We start from the raw sequence: 25,833 nt of genomic DNA, 5'->3' as shown, positions 1-25,833 counted from the left end.
CGGCCGCGGTCAGCCCCCGGCGCTGCCGCGGGTCATCCCCAGCACGTCGAGCGCGGTGTCGAGCTGCTCCTCGGTGAGCTTCCCGTCGCGCACGTGCCCCCGCTCCACCACGACCTCGCGGATGGTCTTGCGCTCCTTGAGCGACTGCTTCGCGATCGAGGCCGCCTCCTCGTAGCCGAGGTAGCGGTTCAGCGGCGTCACCACCGACGGCGACGACTCGGCGTACTCGCGGGCCCGCTCGACGTCGGCCTCGGCGCCGTCGACGACCTTGTCGGCCAGCAGGCGGGCCACCGCGGTCAGCAGCCGCGCCGACTCCAGCAGGTTGCGGGCCATCACCGGCATCATCACGTTGAGCTCGAAGTTGCCCTGGCTGCCGGCGAAGGCGACGGTGGCGTCGTTGCCGATGACCTGCGCGGCCACCATCATCGTCGCCTCGCTGATCACCGGGTTGACCTTGCCCGGCATGATCGAGCTGCCCGGCTGCAGGTCGGGCAGGCGCAGCTCGGCCAGGCCTGCGCGCGGGCCGGAGCCCAGCCAGCGGAGGTCGTTGGCGATCTTGAACAGGGACACCGCGATCGTGCGCAGCGCGCCCGACGCCTCGACCAGCCCGTCGCGCGCGCCCTGCGCCTCGAAGTGGTCCTCGGCCTCGGTCAGCACGAACAGCTCGGTGGCGGTGCGCAGCTCGTCGACGACCATGGCGCCGAAGCCCTCCGGCGCGTTGATGCCGGTGCCGACCGCGGTGCCGCCGATCGGCAGCTGGCCGAGCCGGGGCAGGACGCCGCGGACCCGGTCGGCGCCGTACTCGACCTGGGTGGCCCACCCGCCCGCCTCCTGGCCCAGGGTGACCGGGACGGCGTCCATCAGGTGCGTGCGGCCGGCCTTGACCACGTCGGCCCAGTCGCCCGCGCGCCGGCGCAGCGCGCCCGCCAGGTGGTCGAGCGCGTCGACCAGGTCGGTGGCCAGGGCCTCGGTCGCGGCCAGGTGGATGGTCGTCGGGAACACGTCGTTGGACGACTGCGAGGCGTTGACGTGGTCGTTCGGGTGCACCTGCACGCCGGACGCCGCCGCCACCGAGGCGATGACCTCGTTGGCGTTCATGTTCGAGCTGGTGCCCGACCCGGTCTGGAAGACGTCGATCGGGAAGTGGTCGTCGAACTCGCCCGCGGCGACCCGGTCGGCGGCGGCCGCGATCGCGTCGGCCTTCTCCGCGTCGAGCACCCCGATCTTGCCGTTGACCCGCGCCGCGGCCGCCTTGACCAGGCCGAGCGCGCGGATCTGGGATCGCTCCAGGCCGCGGCCGGAGATCGGGAAGTTCTGCACGGCGCGCTGGGTCTGGGCCCGCCACAGGGCGTCGGCGGGTACCCGGACCTCGCCCATCGTGTCGTGCTCGGTGCGGAACCCGGAGCTGTCCGCGCCGGTGGGGGCGGCTGCGTCGTCGGTGGCCATGACGAGAGTCTTCCGCCCGGCGTGCGGGGGCGCATCCCGCGCGTGCTGTCGCTTACCGCACGACCTGCACCACATCGCCGCGGCCGAGCGAGCCGAAGAACTCCCGCGCGGCCGCGCGGGACAGGTGGATGCACCCGTGCGACTTCTCCCGCAGGCTGCCCTGGTGGAAGGCGATGCCGCCGTTGAAGAACACCGAGTACGGCATCGGCGCGTCGTAGATCGAGCTGACGTGGTGGCGGTTCTTGAACGTGACGTTGAAGGTGCCCGGCGGGGTCCGGTAGCCCTTGCGGCCGCTGGTGATCGGCACCGGGCCGTAGGAGATCGCGCCGCCGCTGATCAGCCAGGCCTGGTTGGCCGACAGGTCGACGCAGGCGCGGGCGCTGGACAGGCACGGCGTGCCGGGGACGGCGCTCGGGGCGGTCGGGGCCTTCGGCGGCGCGGCCGGTCGGGCGGGCGCCTCCTGCGGGACGACGACCGGGACCGCGGGCACGGCGGGCGCCGCGGCCGGAGCGGGCGCAGGGGCGGCTGGAGCGGGAGCGGCGGCAGGAGCGGGAGCGGCGGCAGGAGCGGGAGCGGCGGCAGGCGCGGGGGGCGGCGCCGCGACCACCGCGGCCGGGGCCGCCGCGCGGGCGGGCGCGACGGGGTTGGCGGGGCCGCCGGCCGCGGCGCTGCAGACCAGCGCGATGACCGCGGTCAGCACGGTCAGTGAGAAGGCGCGAAACGCCCGCATGGCGAACCCCCCAGGTCAGCGGCGACTCCGGCGAGGCGAAGCCACTCCTCGAGAAGCATCCGCGCCGGGGGCTGGACGATCAAGCCCGGACAGTGGCGCAGAACACTCCCGATCGAGTGACCGAAACTACCGAACTGAAAACATCTGTCTCGTTCCGGTCGGGAACGGAACGATCAGGGTCCGGTGAGGATCGGGTCACGGCAGCGGCGGCGCCGCGTGCTCGACGGCCTCCAGCTGCGCCTCGGACAGCTCGAAGTCGATGCTGGAGTACTCGCGCAGCTTGCTCAGCCGGTGGTAGCCGTCGACCATCCGCACCGTCCCCGACTTCGACCGCATGACGATCGACTGGGTGGTGCACCCCTCGGCCCGGTAGTGCACCCCGCGCAGCAGGTCGCCGTCGGTGACGCCGGTGGCGCAGAAGAACACGTTGTCGCCCCGGACGAGGTCGTCGGTGGTCAGCACCCGGTCGAGGTCGTGCCCGGCGGCCAGCGCCTTGGCCCGCTCCTCGTCGTCGCGCGGCCACAGCCTGCCCTGCATCGCCCCGCCCATGCACTTCATCGCGCAGGCGGTGATGATCCCCTCCGGCGTGCCCCCGACGCCGTAGAGCAGGTCGACGCCGGTGTTCGGGCGGGCCGCGGAGATGGCCCCGGCGACGTCGCCGTCGGAGATGAAGTGGATGCGCGCCCCGGTGCGGCGGATCTCCTTGACCAGCTCGGCGTGGCGGGGGCGGTCGAGCACGCACACCACGACGTCGGCCACGCCGATGCCCTTGGCCCTGGCCACGCCGCGGATGTTCTCCGCGACCGGCTTGGTGATGTCGATGGCGTCGGCCGCCTCCGGGCCGACGGCGAGCTTCTCCATGTAGAACACGGCGGACGGGTCGAACATCGCCCCGCGCTCGGCGACCGCGAGCACGGCGACCGAGTTGGGCATGCCCTTGGCCATCAGCGTGGTGCCGTCGATCGGGTCGACGGCCACGTCGCACCACGGGCCCTCGCCGTTGCCGACCTCCTCGCCGTTGTAGAGCATGGGCGCCTCGTCCTTCTCGCCCTCGCCGATCACGACCACGCCGCGCATCGACACGCTGCCGATGAGGTGGCGCATGGCGTCCACGGCCGCGCCGTCGCCGCCGTTCTTGTCGCCGCGACCGACCCACCGCCCGGCCGCCATCGCGGCCGCCTCGGTCACCCGCACCAGCTCCATGGCGAGGTTGCGGTCGGGGGCTTCGCGGCGGCGCTCCTGCTGGCTGGCGGTGGTCATCTCGGCGGCCTCCTTCTCCCACGGGCGTTGCACTCGCGGCGCCGGTCGGCGGGACGTGGGGATCGCCCGATCCTGGCAGACCGGACGCGGTCGCGGGCGGCCGTCGATGGCGGATCGGGCGTGATGAGACCAGGCGCACGCCCGGGTGGCGGAGCAGCGGTCTGGGACGATGACGGCGTGAGCAGCGATCAGCAGCCGGGCCCGCCGTCGAAGCCGCCGCGCTCGGCGCTGTCGGTGCGCGACATGCTGGTCGCGCTGGCCGTGCTGGTCCCGGTCATCCTGCTGCTCGGCGGGCTCACCAGGGCGTGCTCGTTCTCACCCGGCGGGCCGACGATCGACTCGTCGCGGCTGCCGGTGGTCGACGTGGCCGCCGAGCTGGCCCCGATCGCGCGCACGGTGCCGTTCCCGGTGCGGGTGCCCGACGTCCCAGAGGGGTGGCGGTCCAACAACGTCGACCAGGACCGCGTGGGCGCGGACGGCGCCACCGACTCCCGGCGGGCGGTCCGCGTGGGGTACCTCACCCCGGAGGGCCGCTACCTGCGGGTCGTCCAGTCCGACGCCGACGAGGCCGGGCTGCTGGGCACCGAGACCGGCCCCGAGCCGGTGCCGGGCACAGGCGTGCGGGAGATCGCTGGCCTGCGCTGGGTCGTCTACGCCCGCGACGACGAGGAGCCGATCTGGATCGCCGAGCTGGCGGGGGAGGCCCCGAGCCGCGCCCTGATCACCGGCAGCGGCTCCGATGACGACTTCGCCGCACTGGCCACCGCCCTCGCCACCGGAGAACCAGCAGATCAGGGGTCGTGAGTGGAGAACGGTGCGCTGGCACCGCCTTCCGCTCACGACCCGTCGAGGACCTTCTGGACGCGTTCGCGGGCCCCGGCCAGCTGCTCCTCGCAGCGGCGGGCCAGCGCCTCCCCGCGCTCCCACAGCGCCACCGACTCGTCCAGCCCGAGCCCGCCCGCCTCCAGCGCGCGCACGACCTCGGCCAGCTCGTCGCGGGCCTGCTCGTAGCCCAACGCGTCCACGGCCGGGCGCTCGGTCATGACGTGCTCGCTCTCGTTCGGCGGGGGCGCTCCGCGGGCGCCGCGCCCTTCGTACCCGGTTCGGCGGCGACGGCCGCCACCGCCCCGTCGGCCACCCGGATGCGCAACCGGTCGCCCGGGGCGACCTCGCCCACCGACCGCAGCACCGGCAGCGGCGCCCCGGAACCGTCCACCGCGTCCTCGCCCGCCGGCACCCGCTGCACCACCGCGTAGCCGCGGGCCAGGGTGGCGGCCGGGCCGAGCGTCGTCAGCCGGGCCCGCACGTGCTCGAGGTCGCCCGCCCGCCGGTCGAGCCCGCGGACCAGGCACGCCCGCCCGGACTCGCGCAGCCGGGCGACCTCCTCCGCGCGGGCGTCGAGGATGCGCAGCGGATCGGCCAGCACCGGGCGCCCGCGCAGCGCGGCCAGCAGGCGCTCCTCGCGGTCGACCCAGCCGGCCAGGGCGCGGCGGGCCCGGTCGCGCAGCCCGGCGATCCGGGCGGTCTCCTCGGCCAGATCGGGCACCAGCCTGCGGCCGGCCTCGGTCGGGGTCGAGCAGCGCAGGTCGGCGACGTGGTCGACCAGGGGTGTGTCGGGCTCGTGCCCGATCGCCGACACGACGGGCGTGCGGCAGTCGGCGACGGCCCGGCACAGCGTCTCGTCGGAGAACGCCAGCAGGTCCTCCACGCTGCCCCCGCCCCGGGCCAGCACGATCACGTCGACGTCGGGGTCGCGGTCGAGCACGCGCAGGGCGTCGACGATCTGCGGCACCGCCAGCGCGCCCTGCACGGCGACCGACTCGATCCGGAACCGCGCCGCCGGCCAGCGGGCCTGCGCGTTGGTCACCACGTCGTGCTCGGCGGCCGAGGCCCGCCCGGTGACCAGCCCGATGCAGCCGGGCAGGAACGGCGGGCGGCGCTTGCGGGCCTGGTCGAACAGCCCCTCGGCGGCCAGCAGCCTGCGCAGCCGCTCGATGCGGGCCAGCAGCTCGCCGATCCCGACCGCGCGGATCTCGTCCACGCGCAGGCTCAGCGTGCCCCGGCCCAGGAAGAACGACGGCTTGCCGTGCACGACGACGCGGTTGCCCTCGGCCACCGCGGGGCCGCCGTCGCGCACGAGCCCGATGGGCGCGGTGAGCTGCAACGACACGTCCGCGGCCGGGTCGCGCAGCACCAGGAACGCGGTGCCGGTGCCGGCCCGGGCGGTGACCTGGGCCAGCTGGCCCTCCACCCACACCGCGCCGAGCCGGTCGACCCACTCGGCGATCTTGCGGGCGACCGTGCGCACCGGCCACGGCCGCTCCGCGGTCGGCGGTGCCGTCACTCCGCGGTGACCGTGCTGATCCGGTTGGTCAGCATGGTCACGTACGGCGGGCGGTTGCCGTTGGCGAGCTCCCAGTCGAGCAGGGTCCGCAGGTCGTCGGCGCTGAGGCGGCGCAGGCGCCCGCGCAGCTGCGGGATCGTCATGTCTGCGTAGCCGGGCAGGATGTTCGGGCCCGCGTCGCCCGCCGGGGCGGGCGCGGAGCCGGGCTCGGGGGAGCCGGCCAGGTCGGCCGCGGCGGGCGGGGCCGACGGGAGGTCCTCGTCGGTCGGCTCCAGGGTCGCCGTGCCGGCGGCGGCCGCCGCGGTGGCCTGCGCGGCGATCCCCGCCGACGGCGGGGCCGGGTCGGGTTCGGGTTCGGGGCGCGCCTGCGGGCGCAGCTCGGTGACGCTGCTGCTGCGCCCGTTGCGCCGGGGCGGGAGGTCCTCGTCGAAGGTGGCCCAGCTGGGCTTCTCCTCGACCGGGCGCAGCGCGCCGAGCGCGCGGTCGCCCTTGATGGCCAGCTCGGTGACCTTCTGCTGCACGCGCATCGAGGCCTGCAGCACCTGGCTGACCGCCGTCACCGGCAGCTCGACGACCGTCCGCGGCAGGTCCTTGGCCTGCTCGAAGGCCGTGGCGACCAGGCCGGCGGCGATCCGCACCGGCAGCGGCAGCGGCTTGTTCCGCTCGGAGTCCCTGTCGTCCATGAGCCCAGTGTTCCCCATGCGCACCGACTTCCCCATTTCGACCGTCCGCGGCTGTGATCCCCGTGACGATCCCCGTGACGATCCCCCGTGACCTCCACTTTCGTGGCGCCGGACTCGTCGCCGCGATCGGGCGGGGGCGGCGCACGTACGCTGGGTGCCATGCCCGAATCGAGCAAGCGCGTCCTGCTGGCCAAGCCCCGCGGGTACTGCGCCGGCGTCGACCGCGCGGTGGAGGCGGTCGAGCGGGCGCTCGACCAGCACGGCGCCCCGGTCTACGTGCGCAAGCAGATCGTGCACAACGTGCACGTCGTGGAGACCCTGCGCGAGCGCGGCGCGATCTTCGTCGACGAGACCGACGAGGTGCCGGAGGGTGCCCTCGTGGTGTTCTCCGCCCACGGCGTCTCCCCGGCCGTGCGCGAGCAGGCCCAGCAGCGCAACCTGCGCACCATCGACGCCACCTGCCCCCTGGTGACCAAGGTGCACCAGGAGGCCAAGCGGTTCGCCCGCGAGGACTACGACATCCTGCTCGTCGGCCACGAGGGCCACGAGGAGGTCGAGGGCACCGCCGGGGAGGCGCCGCAGAACATCCAGCTGGTCGAGTCGCCCGCCGACATCGCCGGGGTGACGGTGCGCGACCCGGAGAAGGTCATCTGGCTGTCGCAGACCACCCTCAGCGTCGACGAGACCATGCAGACGGTGCACGCGCTGCGCGAGCGCTTCCCCACGCTGCAGAACCCGCCCAGCGACGACATCTGCTACGCCACCCAGAACCGCCAGGTCGCGGTCAAGGCCATGGCCCCGCACTGCGACCTCGTGCTGGTCGTGGGCTCGCGCAACTCGTCGAACTCGGTGCGCCTCGTGGAGGTCGCGCTGCAGGCCGGGGCGGGCGCCGCGCACCTGATCGACTACTCCCGCGAGATCGACGACAGCTGGCTCGACGGCGTCGAGACGGTCGGCCTGACCAGCGGCGCCTCGGTGCCGGAGGTGCTCGTCCGCGGGGTACTCGAGCACCTCGCCGAGCGCGGCTGGGAGTCGGTTGAGGAGGTCACGACCGCCGAGGAGACCTTGACGTTCTCCCTTCCCCGCGAGCTCCGTCCGCGCCGGGCCGGCGCCGCTCGCTAGCGCCCTCGCGCCGGGGCCGCGCGGCGTCCTCGTCGTCGGCCCCCGCGCGCTCGGCGCCCGGCTTGCGGGCGCCGGTGGGCTTCTTGCCCTCCGCCGCCGTCGCGGGCGGCTTGCCGGATCGGTTCGCCTGCGGCTTCCCGGATCCCTTCGCCGGGGGCTTGCCCGGTGCGGTCGACGACTTCCGGGCGGGCCGCACCTTGGCGGGCCTGCCGGTCAGCGGCCGCTGCACGACCAGCCGGGCCAGCCCCAGCAGCAGCACCGCGCCGGTGGTCCACGCCATGATCGGGAACGCGTTGACCAGCGGCGCCCCGATCACCAGCAGCTGCTCGGCCATCCCGGCGCCGGGCGCGGGCGTGCCGGCCAGCAGCACGATCACCGGCACCGCGATGCCGACCAGCAGCGGCGGCTGCACCATCGGCCCGAACAGCCCGCCCCGGCGCACCCACGCCACCGCGAGCACGCAGCCGGCCACGAAGCAGACGGTGAACACGATGCCCAGGCTGCCGATGCGCATCAGGTCGACGAACACGCCGACCGCGGTGAGCACCGAGGCCAGGCCGACGGCGCCCACCGGCGGCAGCCCGAGCACGCTGCCCAGGACGGACCGTTCCGGCATGGGCCAGCGCCCGCCGGCCGGCCGGACGTCACGCGCGGTCATCCCGTCACGGTAGCCCTGCCCTCCGGCCACCCGCCCTGACCGGTCCGCTCGTCATGGCCCGCGTCACCCCTTCCGGGGTCGTCGTCGGCGTCGCGGGCCGCGGGCTCGGCGCGCACGACCCCGTGCAGCGCGATGAGCGAGTCGGCCGCGGACGCCACCAGCTCCGGCGCGGAGATCGTCCGCGGGGTGCGCTCGACCTGGCCCGGCTCGGCCAGCTCGCCGTCGGCGACGGCCAGGTCGGTGAGCTTGCGCGCGGTGACCAGCACCCGCGCCTCCAGCGAGGAGACGGTCTGGTTGTAGCTGCTCACCGCGGTGTCGAGGCTGCGCCCGAGCTTGGCCACGTGCGTGCCCATGGTGGCCAGCCTGCTGTGCAGCTCCTTGCCCAGCTGGTGCACCTGGGCGGCGTTGCGGGCCAGCGCCTCCTGGCGCCAGCTGTATGCGACCGTGCGCAGCAGCGCGATCAGCGTCGTCGGCGTGGTGATCACGACGTTGCTGGCGAAGGCGTACTCCATCAGCGACGGGTCGGCCTGCAGCGCCGCCTCCAGGAACGGGTCGCCGGGCACGAACAGCACCACGAACTCCGGCGAGGGCGCGAACGCCTCCCAGTAGCTCTTGGCGCTGAGCGCGTCGACGTGCTGGCGCAGTTGGCGGGCGTGCGCGGCCAGCCGCTCGCGGTGCACGTCGGGGTCGCGGCTCTCCACGGCCTCCAGGTAGGCCGCGAACGGCACCTTGGCGTCGACCACCACCTGCTTGCCACCGGCCAGCCGCACCACCATGTCGGGCCGCACGCCGCCGTCCTCGCCGTGGCCGACGACCTGGGTGGAGAAGTCGCAGTGCTCGACCATGCCGGCCAGCTGCACGATCCGCTCCAGCTGCAGCTCGCCCCAGCGGCCCCGGACCTGCGGCGCGCGCAGCGCGTTGACCAGCTGCTTGGTCTCGTCCTGCAACCGCTCGGAGCTGGACCGCATGGCGATCACCTGCTCGCGCAGCCCCGCGTAGGCCGACTCGCGCTCCTTCTCCACCGCCCGCAGCTGCCCCTCGACCTTGGCCAGCGTGGCCGCCATCGGGTCGAGCAGCGTGCCGATCGACTTCTCCCGGGCGACCGCATCGCCGTCGGCCTTGGCCCGCAGCGCGGCCGTGGCCTCCTTGATGCGGCCCTCGGCCAGCGCCACGAACTGCTCGTTGTTGCGGGCCAGCGCGTCGGCCGACAGCGCCCGGAACGCCTCCTTGAGCTCGGCGTCGCGGCGGGTCAGCAGCTCCTCGCGCTGCGCGGAGGCCTCCCGCTCGCCGCGCAGGGCGGCGTGCGCCGCCGCGGCCTCGGTCTGGGCGTGGCGGGCCTCGTCCACCGCGCGCTCGTGCTGCTCGGTGAGCGTGGCCAGCCGCTCCAGCAGGCCCGCCCGCTCGGCGCGCAGCCCCGCGGCGTCGGCGCGGGCCATCGCCGAGGCGTCGGCCGCCGCCTTGCCCGCGTCGGCCGCCGCGACCTTGGCCCGGGTCGACAGCACCAGCCAGGCGGCACCGGCGCCGAGCAGCGCCCCGACGACCAGACCGAGCAGCAGGAGGGGGAAGGAGGTGGTCGACACGTCACCGAGGGTGCATCGGAGCCGCGAGGGATCGGCAGCGGACGCGCCGGGCTCCGGTGGACGAATCGGCGAACGGTCGAACGCATGATCGAGGAGGTCGGCGTCCATGCCTGCCCGGCTCGCTGGCCCGCCCCGCCCGCTCGCCCCGACGTTCAGGAAGGCCACCTTCAGGCCCTGTGGGGACAGGAAGGCCACCTTCCTGAACCTCCGGGTCCATCAAGGTGGCCTTCCTGAACCGGGGGAGGGGTCGCGGCGGCCCCGAGCGGTGGTCCGGGGCGGTGGTTCGGGGCGGTGGTTCGGGGCGGCGGCGCGCGGGGAGGGGGTCAGTGGGCCGCCTCGTGGGCGATCAGCCAGCGCTTGGCCGGCAGCCCCCAGCGGAACCCGCCCAGCGCGCCGTCGGTGCGCAGCACCCGGTGGCACGGGACGAACAGCGCGGCGGCGTTGCGGGCGCAGGCCGAGGCCGCCGCCCGGACCGCCGCCGGGCGCCCCGCCTTGGCGGCGTACTCGGTGTAGGTGACGGGCGCCCCGGCCGGGATCGTGCGCAGCACCTCCCAGGCGTGCTCCAGGAACACCCCCGACCGCTGCCGCACGGGCACGGCGTCGACGGCGGACAGGTCGCCGTCGTGGTAGCGGGCGATCGCCGTGCCGACGGCGCCGATGTCGCCCTCGACGAGCTCGGCGGGCCGCAGCGCGGGGTGCACCTGCGGCGTCAGCTCGTCCAGCGCGGCCGTCCAGCCCGAGGCCAGGACGGCGCCGTCGGCGTCGACGACGGCGGTGAACGGGCCGACGGGGGTGTCCAACGTGGACCAGGTCGCGGTCGTGCTCATGGCGTCCTCCGGGGAGTGCGGGTGGCGGCGGCGCGCCACAGGTGGGTGGCGGCGTAGGACCGCCAGGGGGTCCAGTTCGCGGCGCGCGCGGTCAGGCCGTCGATGGTGGAGGGGAGCCCGAGCAGCTCCGCCCCGCGGCGCACGCCCAGGTCGGTCGCCAGCAGCTCGTCGGGGTCGCCGAGCAGGCGCATCGCCAGGTAGCCCGCGGTCCACGGGCCGATGCCGGGCAGCGCGGTGAGCGCGGCGCGCAGCTCGGCCGGGTCGCGCCCGGCGTCGAGCACGAGCGAGCCGTCGGCGATCGCGGCGGCCAGCCCGAGCACGGTCGCGATCCGCCGGGCGGGCCCGCGCAGCACCTCGCCGCCCCGCTCGGCGATCACGTCGGGGGTGGGGAAGAGCAGTCCGGGGCCGTCGGCGGCGAGCGCGGGCGGCAGCTCCTCGCCGAGCGCCGCGACCAGCTGGGTGGCCGCGGTGCGCGCCGCCGCGACCGACACCTGCTGGCCGAGCACGGTGCGCAGGGCCGTCTCGGCGCCGTCGGCGGTGCCGGGCAGCCGGATGCCGGGCACCTCGGCCACCGCCGCGGCCAGCGCCGGGTCGGCGCCCAGCACGTCGTCGACGGCATGGGGGTCGGCGTCGAGGTCGAGCAGCCTGCGGATGCGGGCCACGGCCGGGCCGAGGTCGCGAGGGTCGCCCAGGCGCAGCGTGGCCAGCACGTGCGCGGTCCGCGGTTCGAGCGCGACGGTGGCCGGGCCGTGCGGCAGGCGCAGCGTGCGCCGGTACGCGGTGGCGGTGACCTCCTCGACGCCGGCGACGGCGCGGGCGGTGAAGAACGCCAGCAGCCCGTCGGCGTCGAACGGCGTCCGGAACGGCAGCCGCAGCACCAGCGTGCCCGCCGTGACCGGCGCCGCGCCGCGCCGGCGACCGGCCTCCGCGCGCAGCTGGGTGGGCGCCACGCCGTAGACCTCGCGGACCGTGTCGTTGAACTGGCGCACGCTGGCGAACCCCGCCGCGAACGCCACGTCGGCCATGCCCAGCGGGGTGGTCTCGATCAGCAGCCGGGCGGTGTGCGCGCGGTGCGCCCTGGCCAGCGCGAGCGGGCCGGCCCCGAGCTCGGCGGTGAGCACCCGGTTGAGCTGGCGCTCGGAGTAGCCCAGCCGGCAGGCCAGCCCGGCGACGCCGTCGCGCTCGACGACGCCGTCGGCGATCAGGCGCATGGCGCGGGCGGCGAGGTCGGCGCGCAGGTTCCAGTCCGGCGAGCCGGGCACCGCGTCGGGCCGGCAGCGCCGGCAGGCCCGGTAGCCGCGCTGCTGGGCGGCGCCCGCCGTGGGCAGGAACTCGACGTTGACCCGCTTGGGCGTGACGGCGGGGCAGGACGGTCGGCAGTAGATGCCGGTGGTGCGCACGGCGGTGATGAAGCGCCCGTCGAAGCGCGCGTCGCGGGAGGCGACGGCGCGGTAGCAGGAGTCTTCGTCGAGGAGCACACCGTCGACTGTGCCAGTGCCGCCACGGCGCTTCTCGCGGGAATCGGACACCACCGTGACGGCCCGGATGAGAGCTCTCTCATCCGGCTCTCACCGCGCGACCACGCCCCACCGACCAGGCTCGACCCCGTGCGCGCCCCCCTCGTCATCGCGGCCCTGGTGCTGGTCGTCATCGGGATCGCGGTGGCCACGACCAGCGGGATGGTTCGGTCGGAGCCGCCCCCGCTGCAGCCCATCACGGTGCAGGCGCCGCGGGTGCCGCCCGGCGCGCCACCGGCGGAGCCGGTCGAGCCCGCTCCCCGCGACGAGGACGGCTACGTGGCGCCGCCGCCCGCCGTGGGCGACGATGACGACGACGGGCCCGACGACGACGGCCCCGACGACGACGCGGACGGCACCGACGAGCCCGATGACGACGACTGAGTCCCGGCGCGGCCGCCGGGACCCGGCGAGGACACCGGTGCCGCCCACCCCGGCCGACCCCGCGGCCCGCCCGCGGTGGCGCCGCGCGCGGCCGTTCACCGCCCGCACCCGGATCATCGGGTGGGTCCTGCTGCTCGTGCTGGGCGCGCTGGCCGTGATGACGTTCGTGACGTGGCGGCTGCTCGTGCAGGCCACCGAGGCCCGGATGGACGAGGGGCTGCGGTTCGAGGTCGACGAGTTCACCGAGCTGACCGCGTCCGGCGTGAACCCGCGCACCGGCCTGCCCTTCGGCACCGTCGACGAGGTGATCGGCGAGGCCATCGCCTACAACGTGGCCCGGCCCAACGAGAAGTTCCTCGGCTACGTCGACGGCACCTACCGCACGCAGAGCCGCCAGCAGCCCGGCACGCCCGAGCTGCTCGCCGGCGACCCGGCGTTCGCGGCGCTGGTCGCCACCGTGGCCGAGCCCACCCGCGGCACCTACGGGAGCCCGACCGCCGGGGAGATCCACTACCTGGCCATCCCGCTCACCCTGGAGGGCGACCCGGCCCGCGGTGTGATCGTCGCGGCCTACCTGGCCGACGCCGAGCGCGCCGACGCCGACCGGGCCGCCCAGCTGATGCTGCTCGTCGGCGGGGCCACCCTGCTCGGCGGCGCGGCCGCGGCGTGGCTGGTGGCCGGGCGCATCCTGCGCCCGCTGCGCGACGTCGCCACCACCGCCCGCTCGATCACCGAGACCGACCTGTCCGGGCGCATCCCCGACCACGGCGAGGGCGACGAGCTGGGCGACCTGGTGCGCACCGTGAACGCCATGCTCGACCGCGTCGAGACCGGCGTCGCCGCCCAGCGCCGGTTCGTCGACGACGCCGGGCACGAGCTGCGCACCCCCATCACGATCGTGCGCGGCCACCTCGACGTGCTCGACCCGACCGACCCCGACGACGTCCGCGGCACCGTGGCGCTGGTCGACGACGAGCTCGACCGGATGAACCGGATGGTCTCCGACCTGCTGCTGCTGGCCCGCTCCGAGCAGCCGGCGTTCCTGCGGCCGACGCCGACCGACGTCGCCGCGCTGACCGAGGACGCGTTCGTGAAGGTCGCCGCGCTCGACGACCGCGAGTTCGCGCTGGAGACGGCGGCCCGCGTCGACGCCGTCCTCGACCCGCAGCGGATCACCCAGGCCCTGGTCGCGCTGGCCGACAACGCGTGCCGCCACACCCGTCCCGGCGACCGGATCGCGCTGGGCTCGCAGCTCTGCGAGGGCAGGCTGCGGTTCTGGGTGTCCGACACCGGTCCCGGGGTCGCCGAGGCCGACCGGGCCCGGATCTTCGAGCGCTTCGCCCGCGGCTCCGGGCCGGGCCCCCGCTCGGAGGGCGCCGGGCTCGGGCTGGCGATCGTGCGGGCGATCGCCGTCGCCCACGGCGGCGAGGTCCTGCTGGACAGCGTGCCCGGTCGTGGCGCCGCCTTCACCTTGGTCATCCCAGCCGTCGTCCCCGCCGTCGCCGCCCCCGCCCCGCACGAGGAGCCGTCGTGAGCCGCATCCTGATCGCCGAGGACGAGCCGCGGATCGCCGCGTTCGTGGAGAAGGGCCTGGCCGCGAACGGCTTCGCGGTCACCGTCGTCGGCGACGGCCCGTCGGCCCGCGACTACGCCATGACCGGCGGCTTCGACCTGATGGTGCTCGACATCGGGCTGCCCGGCGTCGACGGCTTCAGCGTGCTGCGCACGCTGCGCGCCGAGCGCAACCCGATCCCGGTCATCGTGCTGACCGCCCGCGACAGCGTGCAGGACACGGTGGCCGGGCTGGAGGGCGGCGCCGACGACTACATGGCCAAGCCGTTCCGGTTCGAGGAGCTGCTCGCGCGCGTGCGGCTGCGGCTGGCCCCCGACCGCACCCCGGAGCTGACGATCCTCTCGCACGGCGGCCTGCGGCTCGACCTGCGCACCCGCCGCGCCACGGTCGCCGACCGGACCGTCGACCTGTCCGCGCGCGAGTTCGCGCTCGCCGAGACGTTCCTGCGGCACCCCGGCCAGGTGCTCAGCCGTGAGCAGCTGCTCAGCCACGTCTGGGGCTACGACTTCGACCCCGGGTCCAACGTGGTCGACGTCTACGTCCGCTACCTGCGGCGCAAGCTCGGGGCCGAGCGGATCGCGACGGTGCGCGGGATGGGCTACCGGCTCGACGCCGTGGGCTGACCGGCCCCGGTGCTCCCCCCAGCCGCCCCGACGATTCTCACAGTCAGGAAAGCCACCATCAGGACGCCGCACGTCCTGATGGTGGCTTTCCTGACGTTCGCGGGAGGGGGTGTCAGTCGTCGGCGCCGTCGTCGGGGGTGGTGTCGGGGTCGTCGGGGGTGTCGTCGGCGGCGCCGGCGGGGGGCGGGGCGTCGTCGGGGCTCTCGAACGGCGAGTCCGCCGACTCCGGCGACGGGTCGCCGGGAAGCGGGGCCAGCGGCGCGGGCGCCTCCGCGGCGGGTCCGCTCACCGCGACCGGGCGGGTGTCCACGCGGCGCTCGTCGTCATCGTCGTCTGCGGCGGCGAACGCCAGCCCGGCGCCGGCCGCACCGATGCCGGTGAGCGCGGCGCCCAGGGTGACGATCTTCCACAGAGCCATGTGCTTCTCCAGTTCAGAGCGTTGTGCTTCGTTGACAGGAGCTACTCTTCCGGCCGGTCGTGAGGGTTCCGGGAGATCGGGATGAGGCCGTTCTCATCCGAGCCAGCGGCCGGCGAGGCCGAGCCGGGCGCGGGTGTGGGCGGCCCAGCCGGGTTGCTGCACGCGGAACGGGCCGGTGGCCAGGCCGAGCACGGCCGCGGCGATCCGCGGGCGCAGCGCCGCGCGGTCCACGCGCTCCTCGGCGTGGGCCAGCAGGGTCGCGCCGTAGCGGCGGACGGGTCCGGGGTCGCGCTCGTGCGGGGCCCGCACGGACAGGTGGGCCAGCAGCGTGGCCCACTCGTCGACCCGGTGGCCGGGCCCGGCGGTGTCCACGTCGAGCAGGCCGGTGACCGAGCCGTCCGCGGCCAGCAGCTGGCCGTCGTGCAGGTCGCCGTGCACCGGGACGGTCGCCGGGGCGCCGGCGTCGGTCGCCTCCAGCGCGGCGGCCAGTGCGTCGAGCGCCTCCCGCTCGGCCGGCGCGGTGACCGCGGTCAGGGCCAGCACGTCGGTGAAGTGGCGCACCCGCCCCAGGTGCCCGGGCCGGGAGGGCAGCCCGGCCAGCGCCGGGGGCAGGGCGTCGAGCAGCGCGTCCAGGTCGGCGGGCGAGGGCAGCGGCGCCCCGCCGCCGAGCAGCGCCCGCACCGGGGTGCCGGGCTGCTCGGGCAGCACCACGAGCCCGTCGGCCGTGGCGGCGAGCACCGGCGGCACGGGCGCCGGCCCGGCCAGCAGGCCGTGCCGGGCCACCAGCGCGTCCACCGCCGCCGGCCGCACGACCTTCAGGTACAGCCGCGGTCCGCCCCCGTCGACCTGCAGCACCGCCCGCCGTCCCGGCCGGTAGGCCCGCACCCGGACCCGCGGCGGGCCGGTGCGGGGCAGGCCCGCGGCGGCGAGGGCGTCGCGCAGGCGGTCCGGGTCGGTGGCCGCGGCCAGCGCCGGCAGCGCCGGGTCCTGCGGCCACCGCCACACCCCGACCTCGACGGGCCGCCCGTCGTGCTCACCGCTGAGCACGGCCGCGCCGGACGGGATGCGCCCGCCGGTCGTGGCGGCCAGCGTCTCGGCCGTGCGGCTGCCGTCGGCGCGTTCGACGTCGGCCCGGTACTGGACGACGGCCGCGCCGGTCGGCTGCACGGCCACCGACGCGACGCGCAGGGCGTGCAACCGGCCCCGGTAGCCGTCCAGGGCCGTGGCCAGCACGGCGGGGGCCTCGGGGCCGAGGAGCAGGGTGAGCGGGGCCGTGGTCACCGGGTCCAGGCTGGGCGCGGCGGTGGAGGTCCCGGTGAGAGCCGGATGAGAGCTCGCTCATCCGCAGCGCGCGGCTGCGGGCCCCGGACCCGACGCGACTACCCTGGTTGTCCGTGTCCCTCACCCTCGGCATCGTCGGCCTGCCCAACGTCGGCAAGTCGACGCTGTTCAACGCGCTGACCCGCAACGACGTGCTCGCCGCGAACTACCCGTTCGCCACGATCGAGCCCAACGTCGGCGTCGTCGCGCTGCCCGACCCCCGCCTCGACGTCCTGGCGAAGATCCACAATTCGGCGAAGGTCGTGCCCGCCGTCGTGTCGTTCGTCGACATCGCCGGCATCGTCAAGGGCGCCTCCGAGGGCGCGGGCCTGGGCAACAAGTTCCTGGCCAACATCCGCGAGTCCGACGCGATCTGCCAGGTCGTGCGCGTCTTCGACGACCCCGACGTGGTCCACGTCGACGGCCGCATCGACCCGGCGTCCGACATCGAGACCATCTCGACCGAGCTGGTCCTGGCCGACCTGCAGACCCTGGAGAAGGCGGTCCCGCGGATCGCCAAGGAAGCCCGGATGCAGAAGGACCGCCGCCCGGTCCTGGAGGCCGCCGAGGCCGCCGTCGAGATCCTCAACAGCGGCCGCACCCTGTTCGGCGCCGGCGTCGACCCCGAGCCGCTGCGCGAGCTGACCCTGCTCACCACCAAGCCGTTCCTCTACGTCTTCAACGCCGACGAGGGCGTCCTCACCGACGAGGCCCGCCGCAAGGAGCTCGTCGAGCTCGTCGCCCCCGCCCAGGCCGTGTTCCTCGACGCCAAGGTCGAGGCCGAGCTGCTGGAGCTGGACGAGGAGTCCGCCCGCGAGCTGCTGGAGTCCATCGGCCAGGAGGAGCCGGGCCTGCACGCACTGGCCCGCGCCGGCTTCACCACCCTCGGCCTGCAGACCTACCTCACCGCGGGCCCCAAGGAGGCCCGGGCCTGGACGATCCACCGCGGCGCCACCGCCCCCAAGGCGGCCGGCGTCATCCACACCGACTTCGAGCGCGGCTTCATCAAGGCCGAGATCGTGTCCTTCGACGACCTGGTCGCGGCGGGCTCGATGAGCGCGGCGAAGGCGGCGGGGAAGGTGCGGATGGAGGGCAAGGACTACGTGATGGCGGACGGGGACGTGGTGGAGTTCCGGTTCAACGTGTGATCGTGTTCCGCTTCAACGTCTGAGTTCCGGTCGTCATCGCGGCGCTGGCAACACGGGCGACAGCACGAGATGGCCGGGACGCTGCGGTCACAGCGCCTGTTCGGTGTTCGGTATTGACAGTACGCCGAACGGACCGGAGGCTGCGATCCATGTCTGCCCGTAGCCCTGAGCACGACGCCGCTGAAGCGGTCGTGGCTGCGGCCGAGGCGGTGGGGCTCGAGGCACGAACCGAGACGGACGCAGCTGGCCTCGATGTCGTTGTCGTGCTGCCGGACGGGTCGATGATGTACCTGGAGGTCAAGCCGGTCTCGTTGGTGACCGCGGCCAGCGCGCCTGGCCAGGCCCGGCAGTGGCCGGATCTGCGCAGACAGGGCGCGGCGGGTGTGATCGTCGCCGATCGGATCACGGCCGATGGTCGTGACCAACTGACGCGGGCCGGGTGGAACTGGCTGGATCTGCGTGGTCACCTGAGGTTGGCCGGGCCCGGTTTACTCATCGACGCCGATGTTCCCGCGCAGGTGGAGCAGGGTCCGGACCGATCGGGGCTCGTCGGCCGGGTTGGGATCGAACTTGCGGTGCTGCTGCTGCTGGCTCCGGAGAAGACGGTGGGCGTCCGTGATGCTGCGAAGGCGTTGTCCCGGTCACCCAGTGCGATCTCCGACTCCTTCCGGGCCTTGCGTGCGGCGGGTCTCGTCGGGACGGAGCGCAAACCTGCCGTGCCCGCGCTCTTCTGGGAGCTGGCTGCACAGTGGAAGCCGCTGAGCCGCGACCTGGCCACTCTTCCGAGTCCCGGCCCGGCTCGCGACAACGCTGTACTCAACCTGGGGTTCGACGACGTCGAATCAACCACCGGGTGGGCGCTGAGCGACACGGTCGCAGCTGCTGCCTACGGTGCGCCCGTCGGAATGCGGGCGGACCACCCGCGTGACTTCTACGTCCCCGACCAGAGCACCTTCCGTCGCGCTGTCCAGGTGCTCGGGTCCGCCGTCACGGCAACGTCGCGTGCCGGTCGCGTACGCCTGGCCCCGGTTTCCATGGTGTGCGATCGGCGGGTGGACGCCACGGGGTGGGCGAGCGAAGAATGGCCGCTGGCCGATCCACTGTTCGTGGCGCTCGATCTCGCCCAGGATCCGGGTCGGGGGCGCGAGATCCTTGACGGCTGGACGCCGAGGGGCCGCTGGCGCCGTGTCTGGTGAACCAGGCGTCGTCGTGCTCGGCGGGTCCTCGATGAACCGGCTCGTGAGCGCCATACCCGTGGTCGCCGAGCAAACCGGGCGTCCGGTGGTGCTCGTCGGTGGACTGGCGGTCATGTGCCGGTTGGCCGCTCCGTACCGAGCGACGACCGACCTCGACACGGTCGACCGGCACGCCGTCGATCAGGATCCGCAGCTTGAACTGCTGGTGTCGGCCGGCGCGACACCGAGCGGGCCTTCGGGGGCGCTCGTCCGCACATCCTTCGGCGATGTGCAGGTCGACGTCCTGGAGGTGACGGATGCAGACCTCAATCCGCTCCCCGAGGACGAGACCGACCGGCTCCACGTCCAGTCCCACGCCTGGGCGGCTTCGACGGCGACCCATCTGGTGCTCGAGGTGGAGGAGTTGCCGCCGCTGACGGTTGCGGTCGCCGAGCCCGGCCCGCTCATCGCGATGAAGCTGCAGTCGATCATGAATCGCGGAGCGGCCAAGGGGGGACGGATCTCCTCGACATCGTGCGGCTCACGCTCGACAGGGGCTGCGGATCCACCTCCCGGGACCAACTCGAGTCGGCTGACCGGCAGCTGCGCGCGGACGCCCTCCTGCATGCACGACGATGGTTCCACGAGACGGCGGAGCGATCGCTGAGCAAGGTGCGTGCCGTCCCAGAAGGCCAGGACATCGACATCGACGACGTCCGCCTGGTCGGCGATCTACTGGTAGGAGTTCTCGTCGACTGACCGGGACTGGTCGAGCGACTCGTCGAGGGCGTTGAGGTTGGTCAGTGGCGCAACGCCGTGGAGTTCCGCTTCAACGTGTAGCCGGGTTCCAGCTCAAGATCTCGGCGGACGCTGTCGGGCGGGGCGAGCCGATGAGCTGAACCCGAGCGGTGCCCGTGCAGGACCTCGAGGATGGAGCCGGGATCTCGGGGTTGGCGCGGTTACTCGCTGGTGGGGGACATGAACCGCGCTGGCGCGGCCGAGGTCCCCGATCCGTGATCGACGCCGTGCGGCGGGTGGCTCTCGCGGCCGTCGAGACCCGAGCACTCCGCGAGTCGCGGCTCGCGGCTGTACCGGTCGTGCGGTTCCACCGCATCGGCTCGTCACGTCGAGCCGTGACTGGACGACGAACAGCCGAGCACGACGACCGTCGTCCTACCTTTGTAGTACTTTCGCCGGTATGGGTCAGGTGCCAGTACGCGAGCTGAACCAGGACACGGCAGGTGTGCTGGCTCGGGTCGAGAACGGCGAGACAGTGGAGATCACCCGCCATGGCCGCGTGATCGGCCGCATCGTGCCTGCCGGCGTGGGTGAGCTCGACGACTGGGTCGCCCAGGGCCGGGTGGTTCCCGCCACCGTCGCCGGGCCGATCCCCATGCCCGCCCACCGGGCCGAGGCAGGCGCCGAGGCGGGCCGGCTGCTGCGGGATCTGCGTGACGAGGAGCGCTGGTGATCTACCTGGACTCGGCGGCGCTCGTCAAGCTGGTCCGGGAGGAGGACGAGACCCGCGCGCTCGTGAGCTGGCTGAACGAACGCGTTGGCCAACGGCTGGTCGCGTCCGCGCTCGTGGAAGTCGAGGTCCCACGTGCATTGCGCCGCAGTGATCCCGGTGTGCTCGCAGCAGTGGCGGCGACGTTGGCCCGGATCGACCGCATCGAGCTGGACGCCGCGGTCCGTGCCACTGCTGCCGCATACGTCGACCCCGTGCTGCGCTCGCTCGACGCCATCCACCTGGCGACTGCCGACCAGTTGGTGGCTTCGGGGAAGGACGTCTCCGCGTTCGTCACCTACGACGAGCGCCTGGCCGAGGCCGCTCGAGGGTGTTCCTTCGCCGTCGTGGCGCCCGGCGCCGAGGTGTGACGGCTGGAGGGAGCTCCTTCCGCTCGGGTTGATCGATGTGGCGGGCGGCCCGAGGCCGACCGCCTGACCTCATCGCGACGCGCACCGCCTGGCCGCGGCGCACATGGCGGGTGATGTGCGCCGCAGCGGCCGAGTGTGCGCGGCGGGCTGCCGTGGATCCACCGTGATGACGTGGCCGGGTTCGTGCTGCGGGCCCTGACCGAGCAGCGGTGGCGGGGCGCCCACGACCTCGCCGCGCCGCAGCAGGTGCGCAGCCGCGAGTTCGCCGAGACCCTCGCCCGCGTGGTCGGCGCGGCTCCGCCCCGGCAACGCCTGCCCTTCCCCCGACCAGGTGACCCCCACCCGAATTGGTCCGAGGTGGCGAGGCCGAAGTGGACCTTCAGAGGAGGCCGTTTCCGGGCCACGATCGGCCCATGAGCATCGGGATCGTCCTGGCCCTGATGGCCGCGGTCGGATACGGCGCGGCCGACTTCGTCGGCGGGCTCACCGCGCGCCGTGTCTCCCCGTGGGCGGTCGCCCTCGCCGGTCAGCTCGCGGGCGGCCTCGCGATGCTGGTCGCCGGTTCGGCCCTGCCGGGGCAGGCCCGTCCGGAACACTTCGCGTGGGCGGTGCTGGCCGGCGCCGGCAGCGCGGTCGGGACCGTCTTCCTGTACCGCGGCCTGGCGCGCGGCCGGATGGGCGTGGTCGCCCCGGTGTCCGGCGTCGGCGCCGCGCTGGTACCGGTGTTCGTGGGCGTTTCCCTGGGCGAGCGTCCCGCCGTGCTCACCTGGGTCGGCGTCCTGGTGGCGCTGCCGGGCATCTACCTCGTCTCGCGCGAGGTCGCGGACGGCACCGGCCGGTCCTGGGGCGGGATCGCGGACGGAGCGCTGGCCGGCCTCGGGTTCGGCCTGTTGTTCGTGGCTCTCGCGCAGGTGCCGGAGTCGGCCGGCCTCCTGCCGCTGGCCGCCAACCAGGGCGTCGGCGCGGTGTTCACCCTGGCGGTCGCCGGGCTGCTGTCGCAGCCGTGGGCACCCCGGGACCGGGCCGGATTCCGCGCGGCCGGTTGGGGTGCCGTCGGTGGGCTGCTCGGTACGGCGGGCACGGCCGCGTTCCTGTTCGCGAGCCACAGCGCCGACCTCGCCGTCGTCGGCGTCCTGGCCTCGCTCTACCCCGCCGTGACCGTGCTGCTGGCCACGACCGTGCTGCGCGAGCCGTTCCGTCTCAGCCAGGGCCTCGGCCTGCTGGTCTGCGGAGCGTCCGTCGGGCTGGTGGCCATGGCCTGATCGGACCGGCGATGGAGGGGCACGCCGTCGTTCCCCGACCAACTGTCCCGACGAGCAGTTGCAGACCACGAACGGAAGGAACCCCATGTTGACGCAGGTCGCGGAAGGTGTGCTGGTCCACCGGAGCGAGCTACTCCAGAACAACACCGTTGTCGTCCAGGGCCGGGCCGGCGTGTTGCTCGTCGACCCCGGGATCACGGGCGCGGAAATGGGCTGCCTCGCGAACGACCTCCGCGAGTCGAGCCGGTCCGTGGTGGCGGGCTTCTCGACGCACCCTGATTGGGATCACGTGCTCTGGCACGCCGAGCTCGGAGAAGCGCCCCGTTACGGCACGGCCCGCTGCGCCGCTTTCATGCGGGATCTGCGGTCGAACGCGGACTGGAAGGCTCGCGTCGTCGAGGGGCTACCGCCAGAGATCGCGGAGGACATACCGCTGGACCCGTTCGGCCTCATCACCGGTCTGCCCGCCGGAACCGCGCGGGTTCCTTGGGAGGGCCCGCACGTCCGGATCATCGAGAATCCGGCGCACGCCCCGGGCCATGCGGCACTGCTGATCGAGGAACGCCGGGTCCTCGTGGCCGGCGACATGCTGTCCGATGTCTTCATCCCGATGCTCGACGACTGGAACAGCACCAATGACCCGATCGAGGAGTACCTCACGGGGCTGCGGCTGCTCGAGGACGTGGCGGACGACGTCGATGTCCTCATCCCCGGTCACGGGTCGGTCGGCGGCCCCGACCAGGTTCGCGCGCGGATCGACCAGGACCGCGCGTACGTGCACGCCCTGCGTGACGCCCGGGATCCCAGCGACCCGCGGATCGGCCCATCGGCCGCGCCCGGCTGGGAATGGGTCAGCGACATACACGCGGGGCAAGCCCGAAGCCTCGCCCGAAGACGCGAACGCGACGCGACGCCCCGCTGACGATCGGTTCACGGCGTCGCTCGACCGGCGGTAGCCCTGGCACCACCACCGATCCGGATGCCTGTGCTGGGGACACCGGCCGGCCGGCACGGTGAGGTCGATCCATGGTGCTGGCACTGCGGGTCTGGTCGCTCGTGCTCGGGGTCGGGTTCCTGGTCGTGGGCGTCCTGCGCATGGTCCCCGTCCCGGGCCTGCCGCCGTTCGCGCACCCGGAGTACGTGCACGGCGCGCTGCACCTGGCGTCCGGGGCGGCGTTCCTCCTGTGGGGCGCTCGACGGCCGGTACCCGGGGTCGTCGGTGCGCTCGGCCTGCTCTGGGTGGGACTCGGGCTCGTCGCCCGGCTCGGACTGCTCGAGCACACCGACGACCTCGTGCACGTCGTCACGGGTGCGCTGTCGGTCGGGTTCGCCGTCGCCGCCCGGCCGCGGGCCAGGGGGTGACGCGTGCGGCGCGACCGGATCGGACCGGCCGTCACCGCAGCGCTCCCGCTGCTGAGCGGCGCGCTCTGGGCGGGCTTCCCACCACCCGACGACGGCCGGCCGGGGTACGCGCGGCAGGTGGTGGGGGAGGCCCTCGGGTCGACCGCCGCGCTCCTGTTCGCTGCGGCCCTGGTGTTGGCGACGCGGGCGCGGTGGCTCGAAGGTCTCTTCGGCGGGCTGGACCGCGTGTACCGGGCCCACCGCCGGGCGGGCCAGTGCGGGTTCGCGCTGCTGGCCGGGCACGTCGCGGCCGTCCCGTGGACGGGGTCCTCGCCCGGGGGCACCCCGTCCGGCCTGCTCGCCGGCGCCGGGTTCCTGGTGCTGGTGCTGCTCTGCGCCATCCCGACCCTGCGCTACGGCGCCTGGCGGCGGTCGCACCGGCTCGTCGGGGTCTTCTTCGTGGTGAGCCTGGCGCACGCCCTGCTCGTCGACTCCCTCGTCGACACCGCGCCCGGCCCGTTCCTGCTGCAGTGGGCGGCGTACGGCGCGGGGATCGCCGCCTACGCCTACACCCTGCTCGTCGCCCGGTTCGTCCGGCCGCGGCGGTCCTACCTGGTCCGAGCGGTGCGCCGGCTCGACCCGGCGACGGTGGAGGTCGTCCTGGCGCCGCGCCTGCGGCGCAGGCTCTCCTTCCGGCCGGGCCAGTTCGTCTTCGTGACGCTGCACCAGCGCGGCCTGCGGGAGCCGCACCCGTTCACGGTGAGCAGCGCGCCGTCGGAGGACGTCCTGCGACTCACCATCCGCTCGGCGGGACGCTTCACCAGCCGGGTGCACGGGGAGCTGGAGCCCGGCCGGCGGGCCACCGTGGAGGGCGGCTACGGGATGCTGGACCACACCCGCGGGCGGTCGCGGCAGGTGTGGGTGGCGGGCGGCATCGGGATCACGCCGTTCCTCAGCTGGCTGCGCTCCGGTCCGGGCGACCGCTCCGTCGACCTCTTCCACGCCGTCAGCCGCCCGGAGGACGCGCTGTTCCGGGACGAGATCGAGGGCCACGCCGGCGAGCACCTGCGCGTGCACCACGTCGTGACCTCGGCGTCGGGTCGGCTGACCGCGGAGCGGATCGCCGCCGTGGTGGGCCCGCTGGACGGCGTGGACGTCTTCCTGTGCGGCCCCGAGCCGATGACCGCGAGCCTCGCCGCCGGGTTCCGCCGCCTCGGTGTCCCGGCGACGGCGATCCACCGGGAGCTGGCGACGTTCCGCTGACTCATCCGGCGCGCAGGAACGCGAGCACGGCGAGCACGCGGCGGTGGTCGTCGGGCGCGGGCGGCAGGTCGAGCTTCGTCAGGATCGCGTTGACGTGCTTGGCCACCGCGGCCTCGGTGACCACGAGGCCGCGGGCGATGGCGGCGTTCGACCGGCCCTCGGCCACGAGCGCGAGCACCTCGCGTTCCCGCGGGGTGAGCGCGGCGACCGGGGAGCGGTCGAGCAGCCGGCGCACGACCTCCGGGTCGAGCACCGTTCCCCCGGCCGCCACCTCGGCCACCGCCGCCACGAACTCCGCCACCTCGCCGACGCGGTCCTTGAGCAGGTAGCCGACGCCGTCGCCACTGCGCACCAGCTCCGCGGCACTGTCGTGCTGCACGTGGTGGGAGAGCACGATCACCGGGAAGCCGGGCCGCCGCCTGCGCAGCTCCAGCGCGGCGACGAGCCCCTCGTCGGCGAACCGCGGCGGCATCCGCACGTCGGTGATCACCACGTCCGGGCGTTCCCGCTCGACCGCGGCCAGCAGGGCGTCCGCGTCGCCGACCGCGGCGACGACGTCCCACCCGCAGCGCTGCAGGATGTGGGTGAGCCCGTCGCGCAGTAGCACCGCGTCCTCAGCGATCACCGCGCGCACGGCAGCTCCACGGTGAGCACGGTCGGCCCGCCCGCGGGGCTGCGCAGCCGCAGCCGCCCGCCGAGCGCGGTCACCCGGTCCGCGAGGCCGGCGAGACCCGTGCCGGCCAGCGGGTCGGCACCGCCGCGCCCGTCGTCGCCGACCTCGACGTGCAGCACGCCGGCCCGCTGCGTGCACCGCATCCACGACCGGCCGGCCCCGCTGTGCTTGGCGATGTTCGTCACGGCCTCGGTCGCGACGAACCACGCCGCGGCCTCGACGGCGGGGGGTGGGCGGGTGGACAGGTGGACCTGGACGTCGAGCGGGACCGGTGACCGCTCGGCCAGTGCGGCGAGCGCGGGCCCCAACCCGGCGCCGAGCTCCTGCGGGTGCATCCCGTGCACCAGCTCGCGCAGCTCGGCGAGCGCCAGCCGGGCCTGGTCGTACGCGCGCTCGACCTGGGCGCGCACCGCAGGCGCGTCGTCCTCGATGCGGGCGACACCCAGCGCCATCGTGACGGCCGTGAGCCTGTGCTGCGCGCCGTCGTGCAGGTCGCGCTCGATGCGCCGCCGCTGGTCGTCGAGGGCCTGGGCGAGCCCCCGGGTGGTGGGGGGGGGGGTTCGGGGGGGGCGACCCCCCCAACCCACCCCCACAAAAAACACCCCCCC

Annotated in this window: 29 protein-coding genes; 15 read left to right on the top strand and 14 right to left on the bottom strand. The window is 74.7% G+C overall.

The features are described 5' to 3' along the window. Positions 1–9: 9 nt before the first annotated feature. The 3 genes from KDL28_RS21700 to glpX form a co-directional block, all read right to left on the bottom strand. The gene (locus tag KDL28_RS21700) at positions 10–1,446 is read right to left on the bottom strand and encodes a class II fumarate hydratase (RefSeq protein ID WP_252441297.1); all 1,437 of its coding nucleotides are present in this window, start codon (positions 1,444–1,446) and stop codon (positions 10–12) included. Between the two features lie 52 nt (positions 1,447–1,498). Beyond that, the gene (locus tag KDL28_RS21695; protein ID WP_252441296.1) at positions 1,499–2,176 is read right to left on the bottom strand and encodes a L,D-transpeptidase; all 678 of its coding nucleotides are present in this window, start codon (positions 2,174–2,176) and stop codon (positions 1,499–1,501) included. Positions 2,177–2,371: 195 nt separating this feature from the next. Continuing rightward, on the bottom strand, positions 2,372–3,436 hold the full coding sequence (gene glpX / locus KDL28_RS21690) for a class II fructose-bisphosphatase (RefSeq protein WP_252441295.1): 1,065 nt from the start codon (positions 3,434–3,436) through the stop codon (positions 2,372–2,374). 177 nt (positions 3,437–3,613) lie between these two features. Between glpX and KDL28_RS21685 the strand changes: the two genes are divergently transcribed. After that, positions 3,614–4,240 (top strand): DUF4245 domain-containing protein, encoded by a 627-nt coding sequence (locus KDL28_RS21685; RefSeq protein WP_252441294.1) that lies wholly within the window; start codon positions 3,614–3,616, stop codon positions 4,238–4,240. 32 nt (positions 4,241–4,272) lie between these two features. Here KDL28_RS21685 and KDL28_RS21680 read toward each other — a convergent pair whose 3' ends face one another. From KDL28_RS21680 to KDL28_RS21670, 3 genes are read right to left on the bottom strand one after another with little or no spacing between them, the layout of a single operon-like run. Then, positions 4,273–4,479, bottom strand: a complete 207-nt coding sequence (locus KDL28_RS21680) for an exodeoxyribonuclease VII small subunit (protein ID WP_252441293.1) — start codon at positions 4,477–4,479, stop codon at positions 4,273–4,275. Then, positions 4,476–5,780: an exodeoxyribonuclease VII large subunit gene (gene xseA, locus KDL28_RS21675; RefSeq protein WP_252441292.1), complete on the bottom strand. Its 1,305-nt coding sequence runs from the start codon at positions 5,778–5,780 to the stop codon at positions 4,476–4,478. Before xseA ends, KDL28_RS21680 begins: the two co-directional genes overlap by 4 nt. Continuing rightward, positions 5,777–6,463 (bottom strand): lipid droplet-associated protein, encoded by a 687-nt coding sequence (locus KDL28_RS21670; RefSeq protein WP_252441291.1) that lies wholly within the window; start codon positions 6,461–6,463, stop codon positions 5,777–5,779. Before KDL28_RS21670 ends, xseA begins: the two co-directional genes overlap by 4 nt. Positions 6,464–6,622: 159 nt before the next feature. Here KDL28_RS21670 and KDL28_RS21665 point away from each other — a divergent pair, with 159 nt between their 5' ends. Beyond that, on the top strand, positions 6,623–7,585 hold the full coding sequence (locus KDL28_RS21665; protein ID WP_252441290.1) for a 4-hydroxy-3-methylbut-2-enyl diphosphate reductase: 963 nt from the start codon (positions 6,623–6,625) through the stop codon (positions 7,583–7,585). On the opposite strand, the gene KDL28_RS21660 is transcribed toward KDL28_RS21665, so the two are convergent. The 4 genes from KDL28_RS21660 to KDL28_RS21645 form a co-directional block, all read right to left on the bottom strand. Then, a complete protein-coding gene (locus KDL28_RS21660; protein WP_252441289.1) occupies positions 7,509–8,243 on the bottom strand; it encodes a DUF6542 domain-containing protein in 735 nt (244 codons plus the stop codon). The two genes, KDL28_RS21665 and KDL28_RS21660, sit on opposite strands and share 77 nt — an antisense overlap. Continuing rightward, a complete protein-coding gene (locus KDL28_RS21655) occupies positions 8,240–9,823 on the bottom strand; it encodes a DNA recombination protein RmuC (protein ID WP_252441288.1) in 1,584 nt (527 codons plus the stop codon). Before KDL28_RS21655 ends, KDL28_RS21660 begins: the two co-directional genes overlap by 4 nt. Before the next feature lie 323 nt (positions 9,824–10,146). Beyond that, on the bottom strand, positions 10,147–10,650 hold the full coding sequence (locus KDL28_RS21650; RefSeq protein ID WP_252441287.1) for a methylated-DNA--[protein]-cysteine S-methyltransferase: 504 nt from the start codon (positions 10,648–10,650) through the stop codon (positions 10,147–10,149). Next, the gene (locus KDL28_RS21645) at positions 10,647–12,128 is read right to left on the bottom strand and encodes a DNA-3-methyladenine glycosylase 2 family protein (protein WP_252441286.1); all 1,482 of its coding nucleotides are present in this window, start codon (positions 12,126–12,128) and stop codon (positions 10,647–10,649) included. The genes KDL28_RS21650 and KDL28_RS21645 overlap by 4 nt, the downstream gene beginning before the upstream one ends. Positions 12,129–12,257: 129 nt before the next feature. On the opposite strand from KDL28_RS21645, the gene KDL28_RS21640 reads away from it, so the two are divergent. From KDL28_RS21640 to KDL28_RS21630, 3 genes are read left to right on the top strand one after another with little or no spacing between them, the layout of a single operon-like run. Continuing rightward, positions 12,258–12,551, top strand: a complete 294-nt coding sequence (locus tag KDL28_RS21640) for a hypothetical protein (protein ID WP_252441285.1) — start codon at positions 12,258–12,260, stop codon at positions 12,549–12,551. Next, positions 12,538–14,085: a sensor histidine kinase gene (locus KDL28_RS21635; protein ID WP_252441284.1), complete on the top strand. Its 1,548-nt coding sequence runs from the start codon at positions 12,538–12,540 to the stop codon at positions 14,083–14,085. Before KDL28_RS21640 ends, KDL28_RS21635 begins: the two co-directional genes overlap by 14 nt. Then, a complete protein-coding gene (locus tag KDL28_RS21630) occupies positions 14,082–14,747 on the top strand; it encodes a response regulator transcription factor (RefSeq protein ID WP_252441283.1) in 666 nt (221 codons plus the stop codon). Before KDL28_RS21635 ends, KDL28_RS21630 begins: the two co-directional genes overlap by 4 nt. 112 nt (positions 14,748–14,859) lie before the next feature. On the opposite strand, the gene KDL28_RS21625 is transcribed toward KDL28_RS21630, so the two are convergent. Then, entirely contained in the window at positions 14,860–15,165 is a 306-nt protein-coding gene (locus KDL28_RS21625; protein WP_252441282.1) for a hypothetical protein, read from the bottom strand. Positions 15,166–15,258: 93 nt separating this feature from the next. Further along, positions 15,259–16,446, bottom strand: coding sequence for a phosphotransferase (locus KDL28_RS21620; protein WP_252441281.1), 1,188 nt, complete (start codon positions 16,444–16,446; stop codon positions 15,259–15,261). Positions 16,447–16,559: 113 nt separating this feature from the next. On the opposite strand from KDL28_RS21620, the gene ychF reads away from it, so the two are divergent. The 10 genes from ychF (at position 16,560) to KDL28_RS21570 (ending at position 24,552) form a co-directional block, all read left to right on the top strand. Further along, complete coding sequence (gene ychF, locus KDL28_RS21615; protein ID WP_252441280.1) at positions 16,560–17,633, top strand: redox-regulated ATPase YchF; 1,074 nt, start codon at positions 16,560–16,562, stop codon at positions 17,631–17,633. A 191-nt stretch (positions 17,634–17,824) separates the two neighbouring features. Then, positions 17,825–18,829 carry a helix-turn-helix domain-containing protein gene (locus KDL28_RS21610; RefSeq protein ID WP_252441279.1) on the top strand — a complete coding sequence of 335 codons (1,005 nt, stop codon included), beginning with the start codon at positions 17,825–17,827 and terminating at the stop codon, positions 18,827–18,829. Between the two features lie 31 nt (positions 18,830–18,860). Beyond that, positions 18,861–19,475: a hypothetical protein gene (locus KDL28_RS21605; RefSeq protein WP_252441278.1), complete on the top strand. Its 615-nt coding sequence runs from the start codon at positions 18,861–18,863 to the stop codon at positions 19,473–19,475. Between the two features lie 531 nt (positions 19,476–20,006). Next, a complete protein-coding gene (locus tag KDL28_RS21600; RefSeq protein WP_252441277.1) occupies positions 20,007–20,279 on the top strand; it encodes a type II toxin-antitoxin system Phd/YefM family antitoxin in 273 nt (90 codons plus the stop codon). Then, the gene (locus KDL28_RS21595) at positions 20,276–20,686 is read left to right on the top strand and encodes a type II toxin-antitoxin system VapC family toxin (RefSeq protein WP_252441276.1); all 411 of its coding nucleotides are present in this window, start codon (positions 20,276–20,278) and stop codon (positions 20,684–20,686) included. The genes KDL28_RS21600 and KDL28_RS21595 overlap by 4 nt, the downstream gene beginning before the upstream one ends. A 171-nt stretch (positions 20,687–20,857) precedes the next feature. Next, entirely contained in the window at positions 20,858–21,103 is a 246-nt protein-coding gene (locus KDL28_RS21590; protein ID WP_252441275.1) for a hypothetical protein, read from the top strand. Further along, the gene (locus KDL28_RS21585; RefSeq protein ID WP_252441274.1) at positions 21,100–21,948 is read left to right on the top strand and encodes a DMT family transporter; all 849 of its coding nucleotides are present in this window, start codon (positions 21,100–21,102) and stop codon (positions 21,946–21,948) included. The genes KDL28_RS21590 and KDL28_RS21585 overlap by 4 nt, the downstream gene beginning before the upstream one ends. 85 nt (positions 21,949–22,033) lie before the next feature. Further along, positions 22,034–22,870, top strand: coding sequence for an MBL fold metallo-hydrolase (locus tag KDL28_RS21580; RefSeq protein ID WP_252441273.1), 837 nt, complete (start codon positions 22,034–22,036; stop codon positions 22,868–22,870). A gap of 104 nt (positions 22,871–22,974) precedes the next feature. Further along, entirely contained in the window at positions 22,975–23,310 is a 336-nt protein-coding gene (locus tag KDL28_RS21575) for a hypothetical protein (RefSeq protein ID WP_252441272.1), read from the top strand. A 3-nt stretch (positions 23,311–23,313) separates the two neighbouring features. Then, positions 23,314–24,552, top strand: coding sequence for a ferredoxin reductase family protein (locus tag KDL28_RS21570; protein ID WP_252441271.1), 1,239 nt, complete (start codon positions 23,314–23,316; stop codon positions 24,550–24,552). 1 nt (position 24,553) lies between these two features. Here the strand turns inward: KDL28_RS21570 and KDL28_RS21565 are convergent, their stop codons facing one another. Both KDL28_RS21565 and KDL28_RS21560 read right to left on the bottom strand, forming a co-directional pair. Continuing rightward, a complete protein-coding gene (locus KDL28_RS21565; protein WP_252441270.1) occupies positions 24,554–25,186 on the bottom strand; it encodes a response regulator transcription factor in 633 nt (210 codons plus the stop codon). After that, positions 25,174–25,812, bottom strand: a complete 639-nt coding sequence (locus KDL28_RS21560; RefSeq protein WP_308216040.1) for a sensor histidine kinase — start codon at positions 25,810–25,812, stop codon at positions 25,174–25,176. The genes KDL28_RS21565 and KDL28_RS21560 overlap by 13 nt, the downstream gene beginning before the upstream one ends. Positions 25,813–25,833 lie beyond the last annotated feature (21 nt).

Origin of the sequence: Pseudonocardia humida, from assembly GCF_023898865.1 — a bacterium.
GTDB classification, from domain to species: Bacteria; Actinomycetota; Actinomycetes; order Mycobacteriales; family Pseudonocardiaceae; genus Pseudonocardia; species Pseudonocardia humida.
The sequence above is the reverse complement of the archived record's forward strand: the minus strand, read 5'-3'. Positions and strand labels throughout refer to the sequence as shown.

Bases quoted from the DNA above. Each gene is read 5' to 3' on its own strand.
- KDL28_RS21625 (WP_252441282.1), bottom strand. From the start codon at position 15,165: ATGGCTCTGTGGAAGATCGTCACCCTGGGCGCCGCGCTCACCGGCATC.
- KDL28_RS21670 (WP_252441291.1), bottom strand. From the start codon at position 6,463: ATGGACGACAGGGACTCCGAGCGGAACAAGCCGCTGCCGCTGCCGGTG.
- KDL28_RS21700 (WP_252441297.1), bottom strand. From the start codon at position 1,446: ATGGCCACCGACGACGCAGCCGCCCCCACCGGCGCGGACAGCTCCGGG.
- KDL28_RS21600 (WP_252441277.1), top strand. From the start codon at position 20,007: ATGGGTCAGGTGCCAGTACGCGAGCTGAACCAGGACACGGCAGGTGTG.
- KDL28_RS21680 (WP_252441293.1), bottom strand. From the start codon at position 4,479: ATGACCGAGCGCCCGGCCGTGGACGCGTTGGGCTACGAGCAGGCCCGC.
- KDL28_RS21580 (WP_252441273.1), top strand. From the start codon at position 22,034: ATGTTGACGCAGGTCGCGGAAGGTGTGCTGGTCCACCGGAGCGAGCTA.
- KDL28_RS21585 (WP_252441274.1), top strand. From the start codon at position 21,100: ATGAGCATCGGGATCGTCCTGGCCCTGATGGCCGCGGTCGGATACGGC.
- KDL28_RS21660 (WP_252441289.1), bottom strand. From the start codon at position 8,243: ATGACCGCGCGTGACGTCCGGCCGGCCGGCGGGCGCTGGCCCATGCCG.
- KDL28_RS21695 (WP_252441296.1), bottom strand. From the start codon at position 2,176: ATGCGGGCGTTTCGCGCCTTCTCACTGACCGTGCTGACCGCGGTCATC.
- KDL28_RS21650 (WP_252441287.1), bottom strand. From the start codon at position 10,650: ATGAGCACGACCGCGACCTGGTCCACGTTGGACACCCCCGTCGGCCCG.
- KDL28_RS21575 (WP_252441272.1), top strand. From the start codon at position 22,975: ATGGTGCTGGCACTGCGGGTCTGGTCGCTCGTGCTCGGGGTCGGGTTC.
- KDL28_RS21635 (WP_252441284.1), top strand. From the start codon at position 12,538: ATGACGACGACTGAGTCCCGGCGCGGCCGCCGGGACCCGGCGAGGACA.
- KDL28_RS21605 (WP_252441278.1), top strand. From the start codon at position 18,861: ATGAACCGGCTCGTGAGCGCCATACCCGTGGTCGCCGAGCAAACCGGG.
- KDL28_RS21665 (WP_252441290.1), top strand. From the start codon at position 6,623: ATGCCCGAATCGAGCAAGCGCGTCCTGCTGGCCAAGCCCCGCGGGTAC.
- glpX (WP_252441295.1), bottom strand. From the start codon at position 3,436: ATGACCACCGCCAGCCAGCAGGAGCGCCGCCGCGAAGCCCCCGACCGC.